Source organism: Kribbella sp. CA-294648 (assembly GCF_050943845.1).
Classification (GTDB): domain Bacteria; phylum Actinomycetota; class Actinomycetes; order Propionibacteriales; family Kribbellaceae; genus Kribbella.
This window is the reverse complement of sequence record NZ_CP191981.1, coordinates 8,290,372-8,306,251: the sequence shown is the minus strand read 5'-3', so window position 1 is coordinate 8,306,251 and position 15,880 is coordinate 8,290,372. Positions and strand designations below refer to the sequence as shown.

General features: G+C 67.9%; 11 protein-coding genes. 7 read left to right on the top strand and 4 right to left on the bottom strand.

Translation table 11 applies throughout. The annotated features are described in order from the left end of the window. Nucleotides 1-241 precede the first annotated feature (241 nt). The gene (locus ACQPYM_RS39665; RefSeq protein ID WP_433011723.1) at nt 242-4,528 is read left to right on the top strand and encodes a fibronectin type III domain-containing protein; all 4,287 of its coding nucleotides are present in this window, start codon (nt 242-244) and stop codon (nt 4,526-4,528) included. Here the strand turns inward: ACQPYM_RS39665 and ACQPYM_RS39660 are convergent. Continuing rightward, nucleotides 4,515-5,333 carry a DUF6597 domain-containing transcriptional factor gene (locus ACQPYM_RS39660; protein ID WP_433011720.1) on the bottom strand — a complete coding sequence of 273 codons (819 nt, stop codon included), beginning with the start codon at nt 5,331-5,333 and terminating at the stop codon, nt 4,515-4,517. The genes ACQPYM_RS39665 and ACQPYM_RS39660 overlap by 14 nt on opposite strands. A 56-nt stretch (nt 5,334-5,389) precedes the next feature. On the opposite strand from ACQPYM_RS39660, the gene ACQPYM_RS39655 reads away from it, so the two are divergent. Together ACQPYM_RS39655 and ACQPYM_RS39650 are read left to right on the top strand one after the other, a co-directional pair. Further along, nucleotides 5,390-5,890, top strand: coding sequence for a VOC family protein (locus ACQPYM_RS39655; protein ID WP_433011718.1), 501 nt, complete (start codon nt 5,390-5,392; stop codon nt 5,888-5,890). A 360-nt stretch (nt 5,891-6,250) separates the two neighbouring features. After that, nucleotides 6,251-7,543 carry an adenylosuccinate synthase gene (locus ACQPYM_RS39650; RefSeq protein ID WP_433011715.1) on the top strand — a complete coding sequence of 431 codons (1,293 nt, stop codon included), beginning with the start codon at nt 6,251-6,253 and terminating at the stop codon, nt 7,541-7,543. 86 nt (nt 7,544-7,629) lie between these two features. Here the strand turns inward: ACQPYM_RS39650 and ACQPYM_RS39645 are convergent, their stop codons facing one another. Further along, nucleotides 7,630-9,639 (bottom strand): serine/threonine-protein kinase, encoded by a 2,010-nt coding sequence (locus tag ACQPYM_RS39645; RefSeq protein ID WP_433011712.1) that lies wholly within the window; start codon nt 9,637-9,639, stop codon nt 7,630-7,632. Between the two features lie 136 nt (nt 9,640-9,775). On the opposite strand from ACQPYM_RS39645, the gene ACQPYM_RS39640 reads away from it, so the two are divergent. Continuing rightward, nucleotides 9,776-10,096 carry a DUF1330 domain-containing protein gene (locus ACQPYM_RS39640; protein ID WP_433011709.1) on the top strand — a complete coding sequence of 107 codons (321 nt, stop codon included), beginning with the start codon at nt 9,776-9,778 and terminating at the stop codon, nt 10,094-10,096. Nucleotides 10,097-10,153: 57 nt separating this feature from the next. Here the strand turns inward: ACQPYM_RS39640 and ACQPYM_RS39635 are convergent, their stop codons facing one another. Beyond that, nucleotides 10,154-12,247, bottom strand: coding sequence for a sialate O-acetylesterase (locus tag ACQPYM_RS39635; RefSeq protein WP_433011706.1), 2,094 nt, complete (start codon nt 12,245-12,247; stop codon nt 10,154-10,156). A 212-nt stretch (nt 12,248-12,459) separates the two neighbouring features. On the opposite strand from ACQPYM_RS39635, the gene ACQPYM_RS39630 reads away from it, so the two are divergent. Next, nucleotides 12,460-13,050 (top strand): DJ-1/PfpI family protein, encoded by a 591-nt coding sequence (locus ACQPYM_RS39630; protein WP_433011703.1) that lies wholly within the window; start codon nt 12,460-12,462, stop codon nt 13,048-13,050. Between the two features lie 4 nt (nt 13,051-13,054). On the opposite strand, the gene ACQPYM_RS39625 is transcribed toward ACQPYM_RS39630, so the two are convergent. Then, nucleotides 13,055-13,756: an SDR family oxidoreductase gene (locus tag ACQPYM_RS39625; protein ID WP_433011700.1), complete on the bottom strand. Its 702-nt coding sequence runs from the start codon at nt 13,754-13,756 to the stop codon at nt 13,055-13,057. A gap of 103 nt (nt 13,757-13,859) precedes the next feature. Here ACQPYM_RS39625 and ACQPYM_RS39620 point away from each other — a divergent pair, with 103 nt between their 5' ends. Then, a complete protein-coding gene (locus tag ACQPYM_RS39620) occupies nt 13,860-14,450 on the top strand; it encodes a TetR/AcrR family transcriptional regulator (protein ID WP_433011697.1) in 591 nt (196 codons plus the stop codon). Between the two features lie 174 nt (nt 14,451-14,624). Further along, a complete protein-coding gene (locus ACQPYM_RS39615; RefSeq protein WP_433011694.1) occupies nt 14,625-15,827 on the top strand; it encodes an alginate lyase family protein in 1,203 nt (400 codons plus the stop codon). The last annotated feature ends 53 nt before the right edge of the window (nt 15,828-15,880 follow it).

Genomic DNA, 15,880 nt, shown 5'->3' with positions numbered 1-15,880 from the left:
TCCGATTGTGGCCAGGACCGGAGGGCCACCGAACCGTTGCCTGACGGCAGGGGTGCCGTGATACTCAGTCTCGCCATCGAATGGGAAGCGCTTTCCAGCGGGTGGCGAGACCGAGTCCACAGCCCGTCCCAGGAGCTCGCCGATGACCTCACTCGTCCCGCGCCGACCCCGCAAGCTAGTGCCCTGCGTCCGAAGTTCACTAGTAGCCGCGCTAACACCGCTGATATTGGCCGGTGCGCTGGTGCAACCCGGCACCGCGCAGGCCGCGCCCGCCGCGGACTCGCCGTACCGGTTCGACTTCGGGACGGGCAGTAGTCCGGTCGCCGAGGGCTACACGGCGGTCGGCGCGGTCGGCTACAGCGCCGAGCGCGGCTACGGCTTCGCCGATCCGTCGAAGGTGACGGAGGTGGACCGGGCTACCGGCGACGCGTTGCGCGGTGACTTCGTCGCAATCGCCGGTACTTCGTTCGTCGTCGACCTGCCCAACGGCGACTACACCGTGTCGCTGGTGGCCGGCGATGCCGCCGAGGCCAGCGAGATCGCGATCACCGCCGAGAAGATGGCCAAGGTCCAGGTGACCGCCAAGCCCGCCGGTGAGTACCTGGCGATGACGTTCCCCATCTCGCTCGTCGACGGTCAGCTGAACCTCGATTTCGGTGGTGCCGCGGCCAAGCTCAACTCGTTCGTGATCACCCGGCAACCCGGCCGGACCGCGGGAGCCAAGCCGACCGCCTTCCTGGCCGGCGACTCGACCGTGCAGACCTATGACCCCGGCTTCGCCCCGCAGGCCGGCTGGGGGCAGATGCTCGGCCGGTTCCTCACCGACGACGTCCTGGTCGCCAACAAGGCGATCGGCGGGCGCAGCTCGAAGAACTTCATCACACAGGGACGGCTCGACGAGATCCTCCGGGCGATCCGGCCGGCCGACTACCTGTTCATCCAGTTCGGCCACAACGACGCCACCCAAGGGGTCGACGACCGGTACGCCTCTCCGGCCGACTACAAGGAGTACCTGCGCACCTACGTCCAGGGGACGCGGCAGCGCGGCGCAGTACCGGTCCTGGTGACACCGGTCTCGCGGCGGAGCTTCGACGCGGCCACTGGCAAGTTCAACGTGAGCTTCCCGGAGTACGTCGCCAAGATGATCGAGCTGGCGACGGAGGAGAACGTTGCTCTGGTCGACCTGTCTGCGGCCAGCCGGTCCTACCTCGACACGATCGGACCGGAGGCAGCCAAGGCGGTCTTCCTCCATGTGGATCCAGGCGTTTACCCGGGCCGGCCGAACGGGACAGTGGATGACACCCACTTCCAGGAGTACGGCGCGATCCAGATGGCCCGGCTCGTCGCTACAGAGGTGGCCAAGCTCCAGGTGCCGCTTGCAGCCGAGGTAATCGAGGTGCAGCCGCCTGCTGCAGTCCCGGCCGCACCCACCGGGTTGCTGGCGAGCAGCGTCTCCAACGCCGGTGCCGTACTGCGCTGGGCCGCGTCTCCGGGCGCGGACATCTACCGGGTCTACCGCAAGCTCGCGTCAGCCCCCGACACGTCGTACGCGTTGGTCGGTACTACGACCGCCACCACCTCGGTCGTGCAAGGACTGGCCGAGGGGGAGACGTACTCCTACCGGATCGGCGCGGTCAACGGGCGTGGCGAGTCGGAGCCCTCGGCCGCGACGACGTTCACCACCAAGCGAGCGAAGTACAAGTTCGACTTCCAGCCGGTCGGTGCACCTGTTGCCGCCGGCTACACCGAAGTCAATCGCACCATGACCTACACGCAGGAGCGTGGCTTCGGCTTCACCCAGGCACCGGAGGCACTGGCCGACCGGGACCGCGGCAGTACTGCCGGAGTGCCGAACGACCTGCAGCGCGACTTCGTGCTCTCGGGTACGCCGTTCGAGTTCAAGCTGGACGTTCCGAACGGCTCCTACATGGTGAAGACCTACAGCGGTGACTGGATCGGCACCAGCCGGACCAACTTCGCCATCGAGGGCAAGAGCGCAGGCAGTGGCAACGCAGGCAGGGCCTCGGTGACCGAGCGGCTCCATGGTCCGATCTCGGTACTCGACGGGCAGCTGAACATTGTCGTCAGCGGCGCCGGGGCGCGGCTGAACGGCATCGAGGTGACGCCCTTGCTGGTGGCGCCGAGCGGTCTGGCGATCCAGGCGCAGACGAGCCCTGCAGCCGCTGCTGCCACCTGGGCCACGACGGAGGACGCCGTGGGCTACCGCGTCTATCGGCAGGGTCCGGGTGACACGAAGCCGGTCAAGGTGGCCGAACCCGCTACACCTGCCTTCACCGACACCACTGTGACCGCAGGCCTCTCCTACACGTACTCCGTCACCGCGGTGGACAACACCGGGCTCGAGTCGGTGCCGTCCGACCCTGTCACCGTGGCAATCGTGGACCCGGCTGTGGCAGTACCGGCAGCGCCGACGAGGCTCAGGCTGCGCGGCATCAACAAGTCCGACCTGACCTTGCAGTGGAAGAGGAGCAGGACGGCTGCCGTCTACCTGATCAGCCGGGCCGAGACCGAGAACGGGCCTTACGAGGTGGTCGGTCAGGTTGCCGCGACGATGTTCAAGGACACCGACGTGCTCACCACGATCAAGTACTACTACCGAGTGGCTGCCGTGAACGCGGGCGGCATCTCGGCGCAGACTCCGACGCTGGTCACTCCGGCGGTCACGGTGCTGAAGCGCCAGGCGGAGTACCTGGACCGGTCGCCGTCCGCAGTACCGACCGCTGACGGCAAGGTGCTGGTCAGCTGGCGGCTGCTGGGCACAGACCCCAAGGAGATCCGCTTCAACGTCTATCGGGACGGCAAGAAGCTCAACACCCAGTTGCTGGACAAGACGACCAGCTTCCTGGACGCCGACGGGACCAGCACTTCGAAGTACTACGTGACGTCGGTCCTCAAGCGGCAGGAGAACCGGGTCACCGGCAACTTCGGGACATGGGACAAGAGCTACTTCTCCGTGCGCCTCGACAAGCCGGCGGACGACTACACGAAGGACGGGCAGCCCTACAGCTACAGCGCGGGCGACGCGAGTGTCGGCGACCTGGACGGTGACGGAACCTACGAGATCGTTCAGCTGTGGTCACCGTCCAACAGCAAGGACAACTCCCAGGGTGGCTACACCGGGACGGTGTACATCGACGCCTACAAGCTCGACGGGACCAAGCTCTGGCGGATCAACCTGGGACCGAACATCAGGGCCGGCGCGCACTACACCCAAGTACAGGTGTTCGACCTGGACGGCGACGGCCGGGCCGAGGTGACCCTCAAGACCGCCGACGGTACGACGGATGCCGCGGGCAAGGTGATCGGCGACCCGAACGCCGACCACCGCAACAGCTCTGGCTACGTGCTGACCGGGCCCGAGTTCCTCACCGTCTTCGAGGGAGCGACGGGCAAGATCCTCGACACCGTCGACTACACGCCACCGCGTGGTGACGTCGGCGCCTGGGGCGACACCTACGGCAACCGGGTGGATCGCTTCCTGGCCGGCGTGGCCTACCTGGACGGCGAGCGACCGAGCGTCGTGTTCAGTCGCGGCTACTACACCCGGGCCGTCATCGCCGCCTACGACCTGGTGGACGGAAAGCTCAAGCAGCGTTGGGTTTTCGACTCCAACGACAAGGCCAGCGCCGGTGGCTACGGGATGGGCAACCACAACCTGTCGGTCGCCGATGTCGATGCCGATGGCAAGGATGAGATCGTCTTCGGGTCGATGACCGTCGACGACGACGGTTCGCTGCTCTACAGCACCGGCCTCGGGCACGGGGACGCGCTGCACGTGAGTGATCTGGTCCCGGCCCGTCCGGGGCTGGAGGTGTTCGCCGCCCACGAAACCATGAGCAGCAGCGGCAACCGCGGCGCGACGATGCGCGACGCCCGCACCGGCGAGATCCTGTGGGACATCCCGGCCACCCGGGACACCGGCCGGGCCGCGGCCGGCGACATCGATCCGCGGCACCCCGGCGCCGAGGGCTGGGCCGTCGGTGGGGACGCCGCCTGGAACTCGCGGGTCGGCCAACTGAAGTCGTCCACCGGCGAGCTCGTGTCCACGACCATCCCGGCGGCCAACTTCCTGGCCTGGTGGGACGGTGATCCGCTGCGCGAGATCGTCGACCACGACTGGAACCCGACGACCTCGACCGGCACGCCGACGATCGGCAAGTGGAACTGGGAGACGAACACGGTCGGCGTCCTGCTCTCAGACCCCGACGCGCGCTCGAACAACAGCACCAAGGGCAACCCGGCGATCCAGGCCGACCTGTTCGGCGACTGGCGGGAGGAGATCGCGTGGCGCAGTGCGGACAGCTCGGAGCTGCGCATCTACAGCACGCCCTACCCGACCGACCGGCGGCTGCCCACTCTGATGCACGACCCGGTCTACCGGCTGGGCGTCGCGTGGCAGAACACGGCGTACAACCAGCCGCCGCACGTGAGCTACTTCATCGGGCAGGACATGGCCGACCCCGCGCCGCCGAGCATCGTCTACGCCGGGAGGTCTACCGAAGAGTGACCTGGGCCTCGGCGGCCGCGCGGGCGGCGTACTCGGCCGGTGTGAGCCCGATCTGCTCCTTGAACTCGTGGGAGAAGTGGGCCTGATCGAAGTAGCCGAGAGCCGCGGAGAGGTTGGCGAGTTCGCTGACCTCTCCGCGCGCCAGCAGGTCGGCGCCGTCGTGCAGGCGGTAGCGGCGCAGTACCCACTTGGGGCCGACGCCGACGTAGCGCCGGAACAGGCGCTGCAGGGTACGGACGGGGATGCCGAACCGCTCGGTGACCTGATCCACCCGGGTCACCGAACGGTCCTCCGCCATCGCCTCGATGATCTCCCGGACCAGCTCGTACTGCGGGTCCGCCGCCACCAGGTGATCGGCGAGGAACGCCTCGAAGACGGCCCGGCGGCGTACGTCGGACTCCTCGGCGAAGATCAGGTCCGCGAGCCGATCGGCGTCGGTGAAGAACTCACCCAGCGGCCGCACCTCGTCGCGGAAGGACGCCACGTCCAGCCCGGTCACCGCGCCGAACCCGCCGGCCCAGAACTTCACCCCGAAGACCCGGCCGCGGCCGGTCAGCTCCCGCCGGAACTTGCGGGTGTAGACGCCGTTCACGAAGGCGCCGCCGGGCTGCTCGAAGGTGACGTTGACGCTCGGATAGGGCAGCACCTCGGCGACGTACGGCTCGCGCAGATCCCACTCGACGATCCAGTACCACTCCACGAAGCGGCCGATCTCCGGTCCGGCGGCGAGCCGGCTCAGGGTGCGATGCCGGGCTTGTTCCCGCGGGTGCAGGATGCCCTTTTCGCTGTCCGACGGGTGAGTCAAGGGGGCTGTCGCTTTCTTACAAGACCGGTCGGTACGGGGTACCGAAGACTGGGCGTATGACGACGAACACGGCGCAAAACACTGTAAAGCCCATCCCCGACGGTTATCACTCGCTCACCCCGTACCTGGCCGTGTCCGACGGACCGAAGGCGATCGAGTTCTACACGAGCGTGTTCGGGGCCGAAGTGGTCAGCCGGCAGGACATGCCGGACGGGCGGCTCGGGCAGGCCGAGCTGCGCTTCGGCAACTCGATGCTGCAGCTGAGTGACGAGATGCCGCAGATCGGGCTGCGGGCACCGAACGGCGAGTGGGTGCACTCCTCGCTGGTGCACTACGTCCCGGACGTGGACGCGACCTTCGCGAAGGCGATCGAGGCGGGCGCGCGGCAGGTCGAGCCGGTCAGCACGTTCATGACCGGTGACCGGTACGGCACGGTGATCGACCCGTTCGGGCACCGCTGGGCGATCCTGACCAAGGTCGAGGACGTCTCCCGGGAGGAGGCCGACCGCCGGGTCAAGGAGTGGCTGGCCGGCAACCCGGAAGGCCTCGACGCCTAGGCCAGTTGCCCTTGGCCACAAGCCCTCAGGCGCCGGTCCGCGCGCCTTCAGGGCATAAGGAAGCGGCCCGCCGGAACCGTCCCCTGCGGCAGTTTCGGCGGGCCGCTGACTAAGAGTGTGCACGTGATCACCGAAATTGGCAACCCGTGGTGATGAATTGCGCGCTCGGTGTCACCTGCTGCCTGCGATGGGCATCACCAGCATGTTAACGCGCAGTTCCGGTAGGCTTTGGCCGCAAGAGCCCAGCAGCGGTCGCCGGATGAATGTTCGGTGAATGGTTGCCGGGCTTCACCGTTTCCAGCGGCCGGCTGCGCACGGATCGTGGGTGCGTCCAGCCGACGCGTGAAGAGGAGGGCTGAGATGCCCGCAATCGTGCTCGTCGGCGCCCAGTGGGGCGATGAGGGCAAAGGCAAGGCCACCGATCTGCTCGGCAACACCGGGGCCGAGATCGACTACGTGGTGAAGTTCAACGGCGGCAACAACGCCGGTCACACGGTCGTGATCGGGGACGAGAAGTACGCCCTGCACCTGCTCCCCAGCGGCATCCTGACCCCGGGCGTCACTCCGGTGATCGGCAACGGGGTGGTGGTCGACCTCAGCGTCCTGTTCGAGGAGCTGGACGCGCTGCAGACCCGCGGGGTGGACACGTCCCGGCTGGTGGTCAGCGCGAACGCGCACCTGATCCCGCCGTACAACCGGACCCTGGACCGGGTCGCCGAGCGCTTCCTCGGCAGCCGGAAGATCGGCACGACGGGACGAGGCATCGGCCCGACGTACGCGGACAAGATGAACCGGATCGGGATCCGGGTCCAGGACCTGTACGACGAGAAGATCCTGGAGCAGAAGGTCAGCGGCGCGCTGGAGCAGAAGAACCAGCTGCTGGTGAAGGTCTACAACCGGCGCGCGGTGGAGATCGCCGAGGTGATGGACGAGCTGCTCGGGTACGCCGAACGCCTGCGCCCGATGGTTGCCGACACCCCGCTGCTGCTCGGCCGTGCCCTGGACGAGGGCAAGACGGTCCTGATGGAGGCCGGCCAGGCGACGCTGCTGGACGTCGACCACGGCACCTACCCCTTCGTCACCTCCTCCAACGCGATCTCGGCCGGCGCCTGCACGGGCTCCGGTATCCCGCCGACCCGGATCGACCGGGTGATGGCGGTCGTGAAGGCCTACACGACCCGCGTGGGTGAGGGCCCGTTCCCGACCGAGCTGCTCGATGCCGACGGCGAGTGGCTGCGCCAGCAGGGTTTCGAGTTCGGTACGACGACCGGTCGGCCGCGGCGCTGCGGCTGGTACGACGCGGTGATCGCCCGGTACGCCGCGCGGATCAACGGCGTCACCGACTTCGTGCTGACCAAGCTGGACACGCTCACCGGCCGGGAGAAGATCCCGGTCTGCGTCGCGTACGAGGTGAACGGCGTCCGGCACGACGAGATGCCGATGACGCAGACCGACTTCCACCATGCGTTGCCGGTCTACGAGGAGTTCGACGGCTGGAGCGACGACATCACCGGCTGCCGCACCTTCGAGGATCTGCCGAAGAACGCGCAGACCTATGTGAAGGCGGTCGAGGCGCTCAGCGGCGCGCCGATCTCCGCGGTCGGCGTCGGTCCGGAGCGCTCCCAGATGGTCATCCTGGACAACCGCTTCTGACCAGCCCCGAAGCCTGAGCTGCCGATCCACCGGCTGCTGACTCGCCGGCGGCTGCTTCGGTTGCCGCCGGCTCGGTTACTGCCGGTTCAGTTGCTGCCGATGATGGGCAGTTCGCTGATGATCGGCCAGTGCCGGATGTCCCCGAGGCCGGGGCGGTTCGGCAGTTCGGGCTTGCTGATCGGTTCGCGGGCCCAGTCGGCGCCGCCGCCGTTCGCCGCGCTGTAGAAGGCGAGGGCGGCGGCTGTCAGCAGGAGTGCCGCGACCAGCAGGCTCAGCCAGGACGGCCGGAAGATGTTGCGCAGGGTGATCTTGGTGCCGCGGCGCAAGGAAGTGCCGCCGGGACCCCACCAGGCGACGAAGAGGCCGACGGCACCGCCGACTCCGAAGCCGATCGCGGACAGCGGCGGCCAGTCGAGGCCGTTGGCGTTGGCGGCGCCGATGCTGACGAATCCGCCGACGACGAAGCCGACGATGACCGGCAGGATCAGGCAGAACAGCGTGATCAGGCTGGCGGCGATCAGGTGCATCGGGCTCGCAGCCACCGCTACCAGCCCATCGGACTTGCCGCGGCCGCCGCGGACCTGACGGCGGCGCATGATCGCCGTACTGCCGCGGTCGACCGTGCGGGCGAGGACGATCAGCAGTGCGGCGACGAGCATGCCCACGCCGGGCGTGTATGCCATCAGACCAGCCAGTGCGGCCAGCAGCCCGACCACAAGGAACGAACGCGCCGCCTGCTGGTCAGCCGAGGGCGCTGTGTTCGCCCGAGCCACCGGCTCATGACTCTGTCGCCGCGCCACCTCTTGCCCAGGCTGCTGCTGGTACTGCGGCTGCGGCTGGAACTGAGGTTGGTACTGCGGCTGGTACTGAGGCTCGGGCTGGTACTGCGGCTGCTGCATCGGCACCGGGTACTGCGGCTGATACCCGCCTTGCTGATACCCCTGATAGTTCAACGGCATAGCAGCCGGCGCAGCCGCACTAGGCACAGGACTGTAGGTCGCCGGATGCACTGCGACCGCCTTCTTCGCCTTCTGTTGGGCTGCTACGTCGCGGAGTTTGTCGCGGACCGGAGCGAAGGCGGACAGCGGTGGGATCACCGGCGGAACCAGCTGTGCGACCTCTGCAGGGTCATGCGCGTCAGCAGCGGCGGCTACTGGTTTGTCCTCCGGCATGACGCGGGTCATCACCGCGGTGGGTGGGTTGAGGAGAGCTGTTTGCGGGTGCTCCTCCTCGGGTGACGTCTGTGGGTTGGGGATGAGAGCGTCGCGGCCTTCCGCGTAGCGGTTGAGGCCGGCCATGATCTCTACCTGCGTCGGGCGGTCCCGCCGGTCAGGGGAGAGCGCTGCCGCGAGCAGCGGCTTCAACCGCGGGTCCAGGCCTTCCAGGTCCGCCTGCCCGGTGTGCACCCGATGAAGCACGACCTCGAACGGCCCCTTGCCGAACGGGCGTCGTCCAGTCGCCGCATACGCCACCGTCGCCGCCCAGCCCCACCAGTCGGCCGACTCGGAGACCATCTCGCCTTCGATGAGTTCCGGCGCGAGGTAGCCCGGCGTACCGATCACCAGGCCGGTCTGGGTGAGGCGGAGGTCGTCAGCTGCCTGGGCGATGCCGAAGTCGATCAGTACCGGCTTGCCGTTGAGCATCATCACGTTGCCGGGCTTCAGGTCGCGGTGCACCACACCCGCCTGGTGGATCGCCTGCAGCGACTCCGCCAGGCAGCCGGCCATCGGCAGCCAGCGCTGCGGCGTCAGCGGCCCGCGCTCGTCCACCTGCTCGTCCAGCGGCCGCCCCGGGACGAACCGGGTGACCAGGTACGGCCGGTCGCTGTGCAGGTCGTGGTCGAGGATGCCTGCCACACCAGGGTGGTTCACCTTCTGCAACGTCGTCGCCTCGCGCTGCAACCGGGCGCGGGCCGTCGGATCGTGGGCCACGTGCGGCCGCAGTACCTTGAGCGCTACCTCTTTGTGCTCGGGCCCTTCGGCCAGGTACACGACGCCCATGCCACCCTGCCCGAGCCGCCGGATCAACCGGTACGGCCCGACCCGCTCCTCCAGCACCTCGGTCGGTGCCGTAGGTCGTCCCCCTGTTGCTGACATGGCATCCACCGTACGTCGGGACCAGCCCACCCGCGGAGCCTCGACCCGAGTCCTTTCCCATGACCTCGGACGTAATCGTTCTTCCGCACGTTCCATCGCAAGCTTGGCTCATCCCAAGGAACGAGAGGCTCCCACCATGACGCACTACGCGATCGCCAACCTGCGCAACGTCCGCCTGAACGCCGGCATCGTCGAGTACCTCGAGCGGATCGACGCGACGCTGGCACCCTTCGACGGCCACTTCATCGTGCACGGCGGCGTACCGGAGTTCGTCGAGGGGGAGTGGGACGGCACCCTGATCGTGATCGAGTTCCCCAGTTACGAGCACGCCCGCGGCTGGTACGCCTCCCCGGAGTACCAGAAGATCCTGCCGTTGCGGACGGACAACTCCGACGGCGTCGCGATGCTGGTCGGCGGCGTCGGCCGGGACCACGTAGCGACCGACGTGCTCAAGTGAAGGTCAGTCGGGCGCGGCCGGTGCCTCGGGGCGGTGGGCGCCGGCCGCGCCTGGTACCTAGGTGGCCGGAGGACTGATCGGCACGGTGAAAGCCAGCAGACCCGTGCCGGTGGCATTGGTGATCCAGGGCCCTGCACCGAGGTGCCCGTGGTACGTCAGGGCGGTCGCACCCGTTGCAGGACCAGACAGAGTCAGCACGAGCCTGCCGCCTGCCTGGTAGGCCACAGACGACACCGTCACCGCCGCACCCTCCACCCGGAAGTCGGCAGCAGCCCCAGCATCAACAGTCAGCGCATCAGCCGACCGCAGCTGTACTACGAGCTGCGACCCACTAGCGCTCACACTGTCCGGGTTAGGCGGAGCCACACCGGCCGACGGCCCGCCGTACAGGTCTCGAGCCAGTACTGCGAACGCCTGGTCGCCCATGTCGCGATAGCCACCCAGGTAGCCGTAGTGGCAGCCGTCATGACCGGACAGCCCAGTGGTGGAGAGCAGCGTGACGCCTGCCGAGTCACCGAGCTGACGCTGGGCCTCCCGCAGACTCATGGCAGTCGTGTTGCCACAGGGCGCCGTACGGATCTGGAAGACGTAGTACCGGCTTCCACCCGGGATGTCGCGACCGAAGTCGGATCGCCAGTCCTGCAGCAACGAGGTGAAGCCGGCGATGTGTACGGGGGCGTTGTCGTTGTCGGACTCGCCTTGGTACCAGAGCACGCCCCGAACCTGGCTGATCACGCCGGCGGCCGTCAGGCGCTGCCGAAGCCGCCCGTAGTTGGTCTCGAGGTCGTCCGGGTTCGTGTCGTTGCGCTGGAAAAAGCTGATCGCCCGGCCGCCGTGCGCTCCGTTGAAGAGGGCCACCGGCACCTTGTGGGTCTCCACGATCCGCCGGCCCATCCGGATCGCCCACTGCCCGACAGAGCCGGACTGACTGGTGACGTCACCGGTGGCGTAGTGCCAGACCCGGTCGGCCCCGGAGATGGCGCCGTTGGGGTTCGGAGAGCCGAAGCTGCGCAAGTACGGCGACTCCTCCCCGCTAGCAGCACCGTTGTACTTCGCAGCCTCCGCGTTGGACTGCCCCTGGACGACATAGACGTCCCCGGAGACGACTCCGTCCCACGACGCCACTACTCGATCGAAACCGAGCCCTCTGGCCCGCAGCTCGAACGTGTACTCCTGCAGCCCGGCCTTGATCCGCGGGGTGAAGCGGAAGGACCGCGGTGACGACGTGTACGTGTCGGTCTTCCCGTTGCTGCTCACCCGCAACTGCACCCGGCGTACCCGGTTGTCGGTGATCCGCCCGGCCACCGGCACCGTGGAGCCGCCCGACGCGTCCCGGGGGAACAGTTGCCGGTCCTGGGGCGACTCGGTCAGCGCGATGACCGCAGTACGGACGTAGGCGGTGAATCGGCGTTGGGAGTAGCGGCTCGCGTTGTTGGCGAAGGTCCAGTCGGGCTGGCCGCTGAGGTTCGTACCGATCCCGAGTGACAGCGTGCTGGTCTCGGTCTCGGTGAACGTGTTGATCGCGAAGACCTGCTTGGCGGCCAGGGTCGACGGTCGGGCCGCGCCGATCTGGGCGACCTGGAACGAGCCGTACCCGAGCGGCGCGGTCGGACTGTCGTCGGCGTCGAACGTGATCGGCGAGGCGTTCGCGACCTGGCTCGATGCCCTCTCCTGGTACTGGTTCGGCCACATCTCGAGGTAGCCGGTCTGGCCGGGGCCAGTCGTCACGCCGGAGACGTTCGACCGCACCTCCAGATCGCCGACCCGTTGCCGGACGATCTCACCGGGCCGGGTCGGCAGGCCGATTCGCCTTGCGTCGTTAGTGAAGGGCTCCATCGCCGTCCACACCCACTGCGGCCCGTCGGGCCCATTCAGCTCCAGGCAGTAGCCGACCCGGTCGAAGTTCGGCCCGACCTCGGCGGTCCGGTCGAGGCTGTACGGCGGGGTCTCGTTCAGATAGTCGGCCTTGTCGGGCAGGTCGAGCTGAAGGACCGGCGTGAAGCCCGCGGACGCGGAGTCACAGCTGGTCGAGAGGGTCTGTCCGGAGGAGGTCGCGGTAGCCGGTTCCACTACTGCCTGCAGGGTCGCGGCGGTGGCGATCAACGTGGTGGCGATGGTGACGATCGAGCCGGCGTTGACACGTCGAGGCATGGCGGACCTCCGGAGGGCGGGATGTCTCAACCATGGGTAGCGGGTCGATCACCCTTCGTGCGACCTCTCTGCGCCCAGCGGTCAGAACCCTGCGCCCAGCGGTTGTTGCCTCACTCTAATCCCGGCCCGGCCGTCGGCTGGTGGCCGGAATCTAGCCAACAACGTCTATCGAGCCACTCCTGCGCCCGGCCGTGAGCGATGAGAGTGGTGCCATGCGAATCGAGATCCTGGTCTTCGACGGTGTGGACGAAATGGACGTGATGGGCCCGTTCGAGGTCTGGAGCCACGCGTCCCGGCGGCCGGAGTTCGAGCTGGCACTGGTCGGGCTCGACGGTCCGGTGGAGGTGACCGGCATGCACGGCCTGCAGTTCAAGGCACCCGAAGGCCTCGGTACGCCGGACGGCCTGTTCGTGCCCGGCGGCGGCTGGATGAACCGGGCCGAACGCGGCGCCTGGGCAGAGGCACGACGCGGTGTCCTGCCGGCCCGGATCGCCGAGGTCGCGCAGCACACTCAGTGGGTCGGGTCGGTCTGCACGGGCTCGATGTTGCTGGCCGAGGCCGGCCTGGTGAAGGGCCGGCCGGCCACCACGAACCGTGGCGCCTGGGACGAACTGGAGACCTTCGGTGCCGAGGTCAAGCACAACCGCGTCGTTGACGACGGCAACCTGGTGACGGCCGGCGGAATCACCGCCGGCATCGACCTCGCCCTGCACATCGTCGAGCGGGAACTCACCGCCGAGGTTGCCGACGGCATCGCGGCGGCGATGGAGTACGCCCGCGTGCGAGACGTCTACCGCCGCTGACCCTTCAGCTTTGGAGCTGCGGGTAGACGGCGCTCAGGTCGCCGGCCACCGCGGCCTTCGCCCACTTCGCCGTGTCATCAGCCAGTACTTCGTACGCGCCGGCCTCGATGCCGTCGAGCGCCGCCTTGGCGATGCTGGCCGGGTTCTCCTTGGCTGCCTCGACCGCGCGGACCATGTCGGTGTCGACGTAGCCCATGTGCAGGCCGGTCACGCCGATACCGCGGTCCAGCAGCTCGACCCGCAGCGCGTTGCTCTGCGACCAGAGCGCGGCCTTGGTGGCGGCGTACGCGCCGTGCCAGGAGACCCAGGTGAGGGCGGAGTGCGCGTTGAGGATGTGGCCGCCGCCGTTGCGCTCGATCACCGGGACGAACGCGCGGGTCAGGTTCAGCGGGCCGAAGAAGTTGATCTCGAAGACCTCCCGGATCGCCTCCAGCGGCACGTCCAGGTAGGTGTCCGGCGAGACGCTGCCGGCGTTGTTGATCAGCACGGTGACGTCGGGTGCCGCGGCGACGAGAGCCTCGATCGAGGCCGGGTCGGTGACCTCGAGCGGCAGCGTGACGACGCGGGGGTCGGTGCTCGGCTGCGGAGTACGGGCGGTGGCGTAGATCTTGCGGACGCCGCGGGTGAGCAGGTCGTCGACGATCGCCTTGCCGATACCGCGGTTGCCGCCGGTGACGAGGACGACGGCGCCTTCGAGGGTGGTCATTTCTGCTGACTCCTGGGTGAAGAGGTGGGGTGGAAACCGATCTGTTTCCACAGCTTAAACCGATCGGTTTCCAGAAGCAAGCCGAGCCGGTACGCTCGAACTCATGACCACCCAGGCGACACCCCGCGAGCGGCTGCTGGACGCGGCGGGCGAACTGTTCTACCGAGACGGCGTCAACATCGGCGTGGACGCCCTCTGCAAGGCGGCCGGCGTCTCGAAGAAGTCGATGTACCAGCTGTTCCGCTCCAAGGACGAGTTGATCGCCGAGAGCCTCGCCAGTGTGGGCCCGGGGTACCAGCAGGCGCTGGAGCCGGGGATCGACGACGGCTCTACCCCGCGCGAGCGGATCCTGGCGGTCTTCGTGAAGCTGGACCGGCTTTCCGGTGGTGGTGAGTTCTTCGGCTGCCCGTTCGTCAGCACCGCGTTCGAGCTGAAGAACCCCGAGCACCCGGGCAGCGTGGTCGCGCGGCACTTCAAGCAGCGGCTGACCGACTTCTTCCTGGGCGAGCTGATTGCGGCCGGAGTCGGCGACCCCGACCTGGTGGCCGTCCAGCTCACGATGGCCTTCGACGGCGCGAGCGCCCGGGCCGTCGTGCGGGCCCAACCGCTCAACGGTGTGGGCATCCGGATGGCTGAAGCTCTTCTTGACGCCGCCGGCGTGCGTGCGCCGGAGTTGGCCGCTCAAGCTCGCTAGCTCGGGTGCGTCTTCTGGGTGCGGGGATGGGACAAATCGGAGTTTTGTTCCAGCGTGAATTTAATGGTGTCGAGCTGTTGACGCCTTCACGCTGCGTCGTCAAACTTCCGAAAAGACTCTGCAGTAATCGGGGAGCTGCCGGGTCCACCGCCCCCGCACGCAAGGACTCCGCCCATGAGGAAGAAAGCAGTTCTACCCGCGCTCGCCGTCGCGTGTGCAGCCCTGCTGGCCGCACCGCTGACCAGTCCGGCAGTCGCCATGACGAAAGTTGAGGCCGCAGTGCAGGCGCCTTCGACGTTCACGCACCCTGGTGTCGGGGTGAGTCGCGCTCAGTTGGACTTCGTTCGCGCCAAGGTGCAGGCCGGTGCGCAGCCCTGGACGACCGCGTTCAACCAGGCCAAGAACAGCACCTACGGATCTTTGAGTCGTACGCCGAAACCCCGCGCGGTGGTCGAGTGCGGCTCGTACTCCAACCCCGACTACGGCTGCCGGGACGAGCGTGGCGATGCGATCGCGGCGTACACGGATGCGGTGCTCTGGTACATCACCCGCGACGATCGCTATGCGCAGAAGGCGATCCAGCTGATGGATGCCTGGTCCGCGACGATCCGCGACCACACCAACAGCAACGCGCCGCTGCAGACCGCTTGGGCCGGATCGTCATGGCCGAAAGCCGCCGAGATCATCAGGCATGTCTACGGCAACTGGCCGAACTCGGGCCGGTTCGGCACCATGCTGCGCAACGTCTACCTGCCCGAGATCATCAACGGCTCGAACTCCAACGGCAACTGGGAGTTGAGCATGACCGAGGCGATCCAGGGCATCGGCGTGTTCCTCGACGACCCGGCGGTCTACGACAAGGCGATCGCGCTGTACCGGGTCCGGGTGCCCGCCTTCGTCTACCTGGAGTCCGATGGTCCGCTGCCGAAGACCAAGCCGAGCCAGAACCTCAATACCCGCGAGAAGATCGTCGCCTACTGGCAAGGCCAGAGCACCTTCGTCAACGGCCTGACCCAGGAGACCTGCCGCGACTTCGTCCACACCGGCTACGGCATCTCGGCGATCAGCCACGTCCTCGAGACGTCCCGGATCCAGGGCGTCGACCTGTACCCCGAGTTCGGCGAGCGCCTCCGTCACGCCCTGGGCTTCCAGTCCCGCTGGGAACGCAACCTGGAGCCGGTCCCGTCCTGGCTCTGCAAGGGCACCCTCAAGCGCGGTCTGGGCCCGATCACCGAAGTCGGCTACAACGCCCTGCACACCCGCCAGGGCATCTCGATGACCAACACCCAAGCCCTCACCGAATCCCGCCGCCCAGCCGGTACCAACAACCTCTTCGTAGCCTGGGAAACCCTCACCCACGCAGAGAACCCGAGCTGACCAGCAGTACTCCGGAGAGCCTCGGCCGGCTCTTCGGAGTACGGGCCGGTTCT

Excerpts from the sequence above, each read along its gene's own strand:
- ACQPYM_RS39655 (WP_433011718.1), top strand. The coding sequence starts at position 5,390 with ATGACGACGAACACGGCGCAAAACACTGTAAAGCCCATCCCCGACGGT.
- ACQPYM_RS39650 (WP_433011715.1), top strand. The coding sequence starts at position 6,251 with ATGCCCGCAATCGTGCTCGTCGGCGCCCAGTGGGGCGATGAGGGCAAA.
- ACQPYM_RS39645 (WP_433011712.1), bottom strand. The coding sequence starts at position 9,639 with ATGTCAGCAACAGGGGGACGACCTACGGCACCGACCGAGGTGCTGGAG.
- ACQPYM_RS39640 (WP_433011709.1), top strand. The coding sequence starts at position 9,776 with ATGACGCACTACGCGATCGCCAACCTGCGCAACGTCCGCCTGAACGCC.
- ACQPYM_RS39635 (WP_433011706.1), bottom strand. The coding sequence starts at position 12,247 with ATGCCTCGACGTGTCAACGCCGGCTCGATCGTCACCATCGCCACCACG.
- ACQPYM_RS39630 (WP_433011703.1), top strand. The coding sequence starts at position 12,460 with ATGCGAATCGAGATCCTGGTCTTCGACGGTGTGGACGAAATGGACGTG.
- ACQPYM_RS39625 (WP_433011700.1), bottom strand. The coding sequence starts at position 13,756 with ATGACCACCCTCGAAGGCGCCGTCGTCCTCGTCACCGGCGGCAACCGC.
- ACQPYM_RS39620 (WP_433011697.1), top strand. The coding sequence starts at position 13,860 with ATGACCACCCAGGCGACACCCCGCGAGCGGCTGCTGGACGCGGCGGGC.
- ACQPYM_RS39615 (WP_433011694.1), top strand. The coding sequence starts at position 14,625 with ATGAGGAAGAAAGCAGTTCTACCCGCGCTCGCCGTCGCGTGTGCAGCC.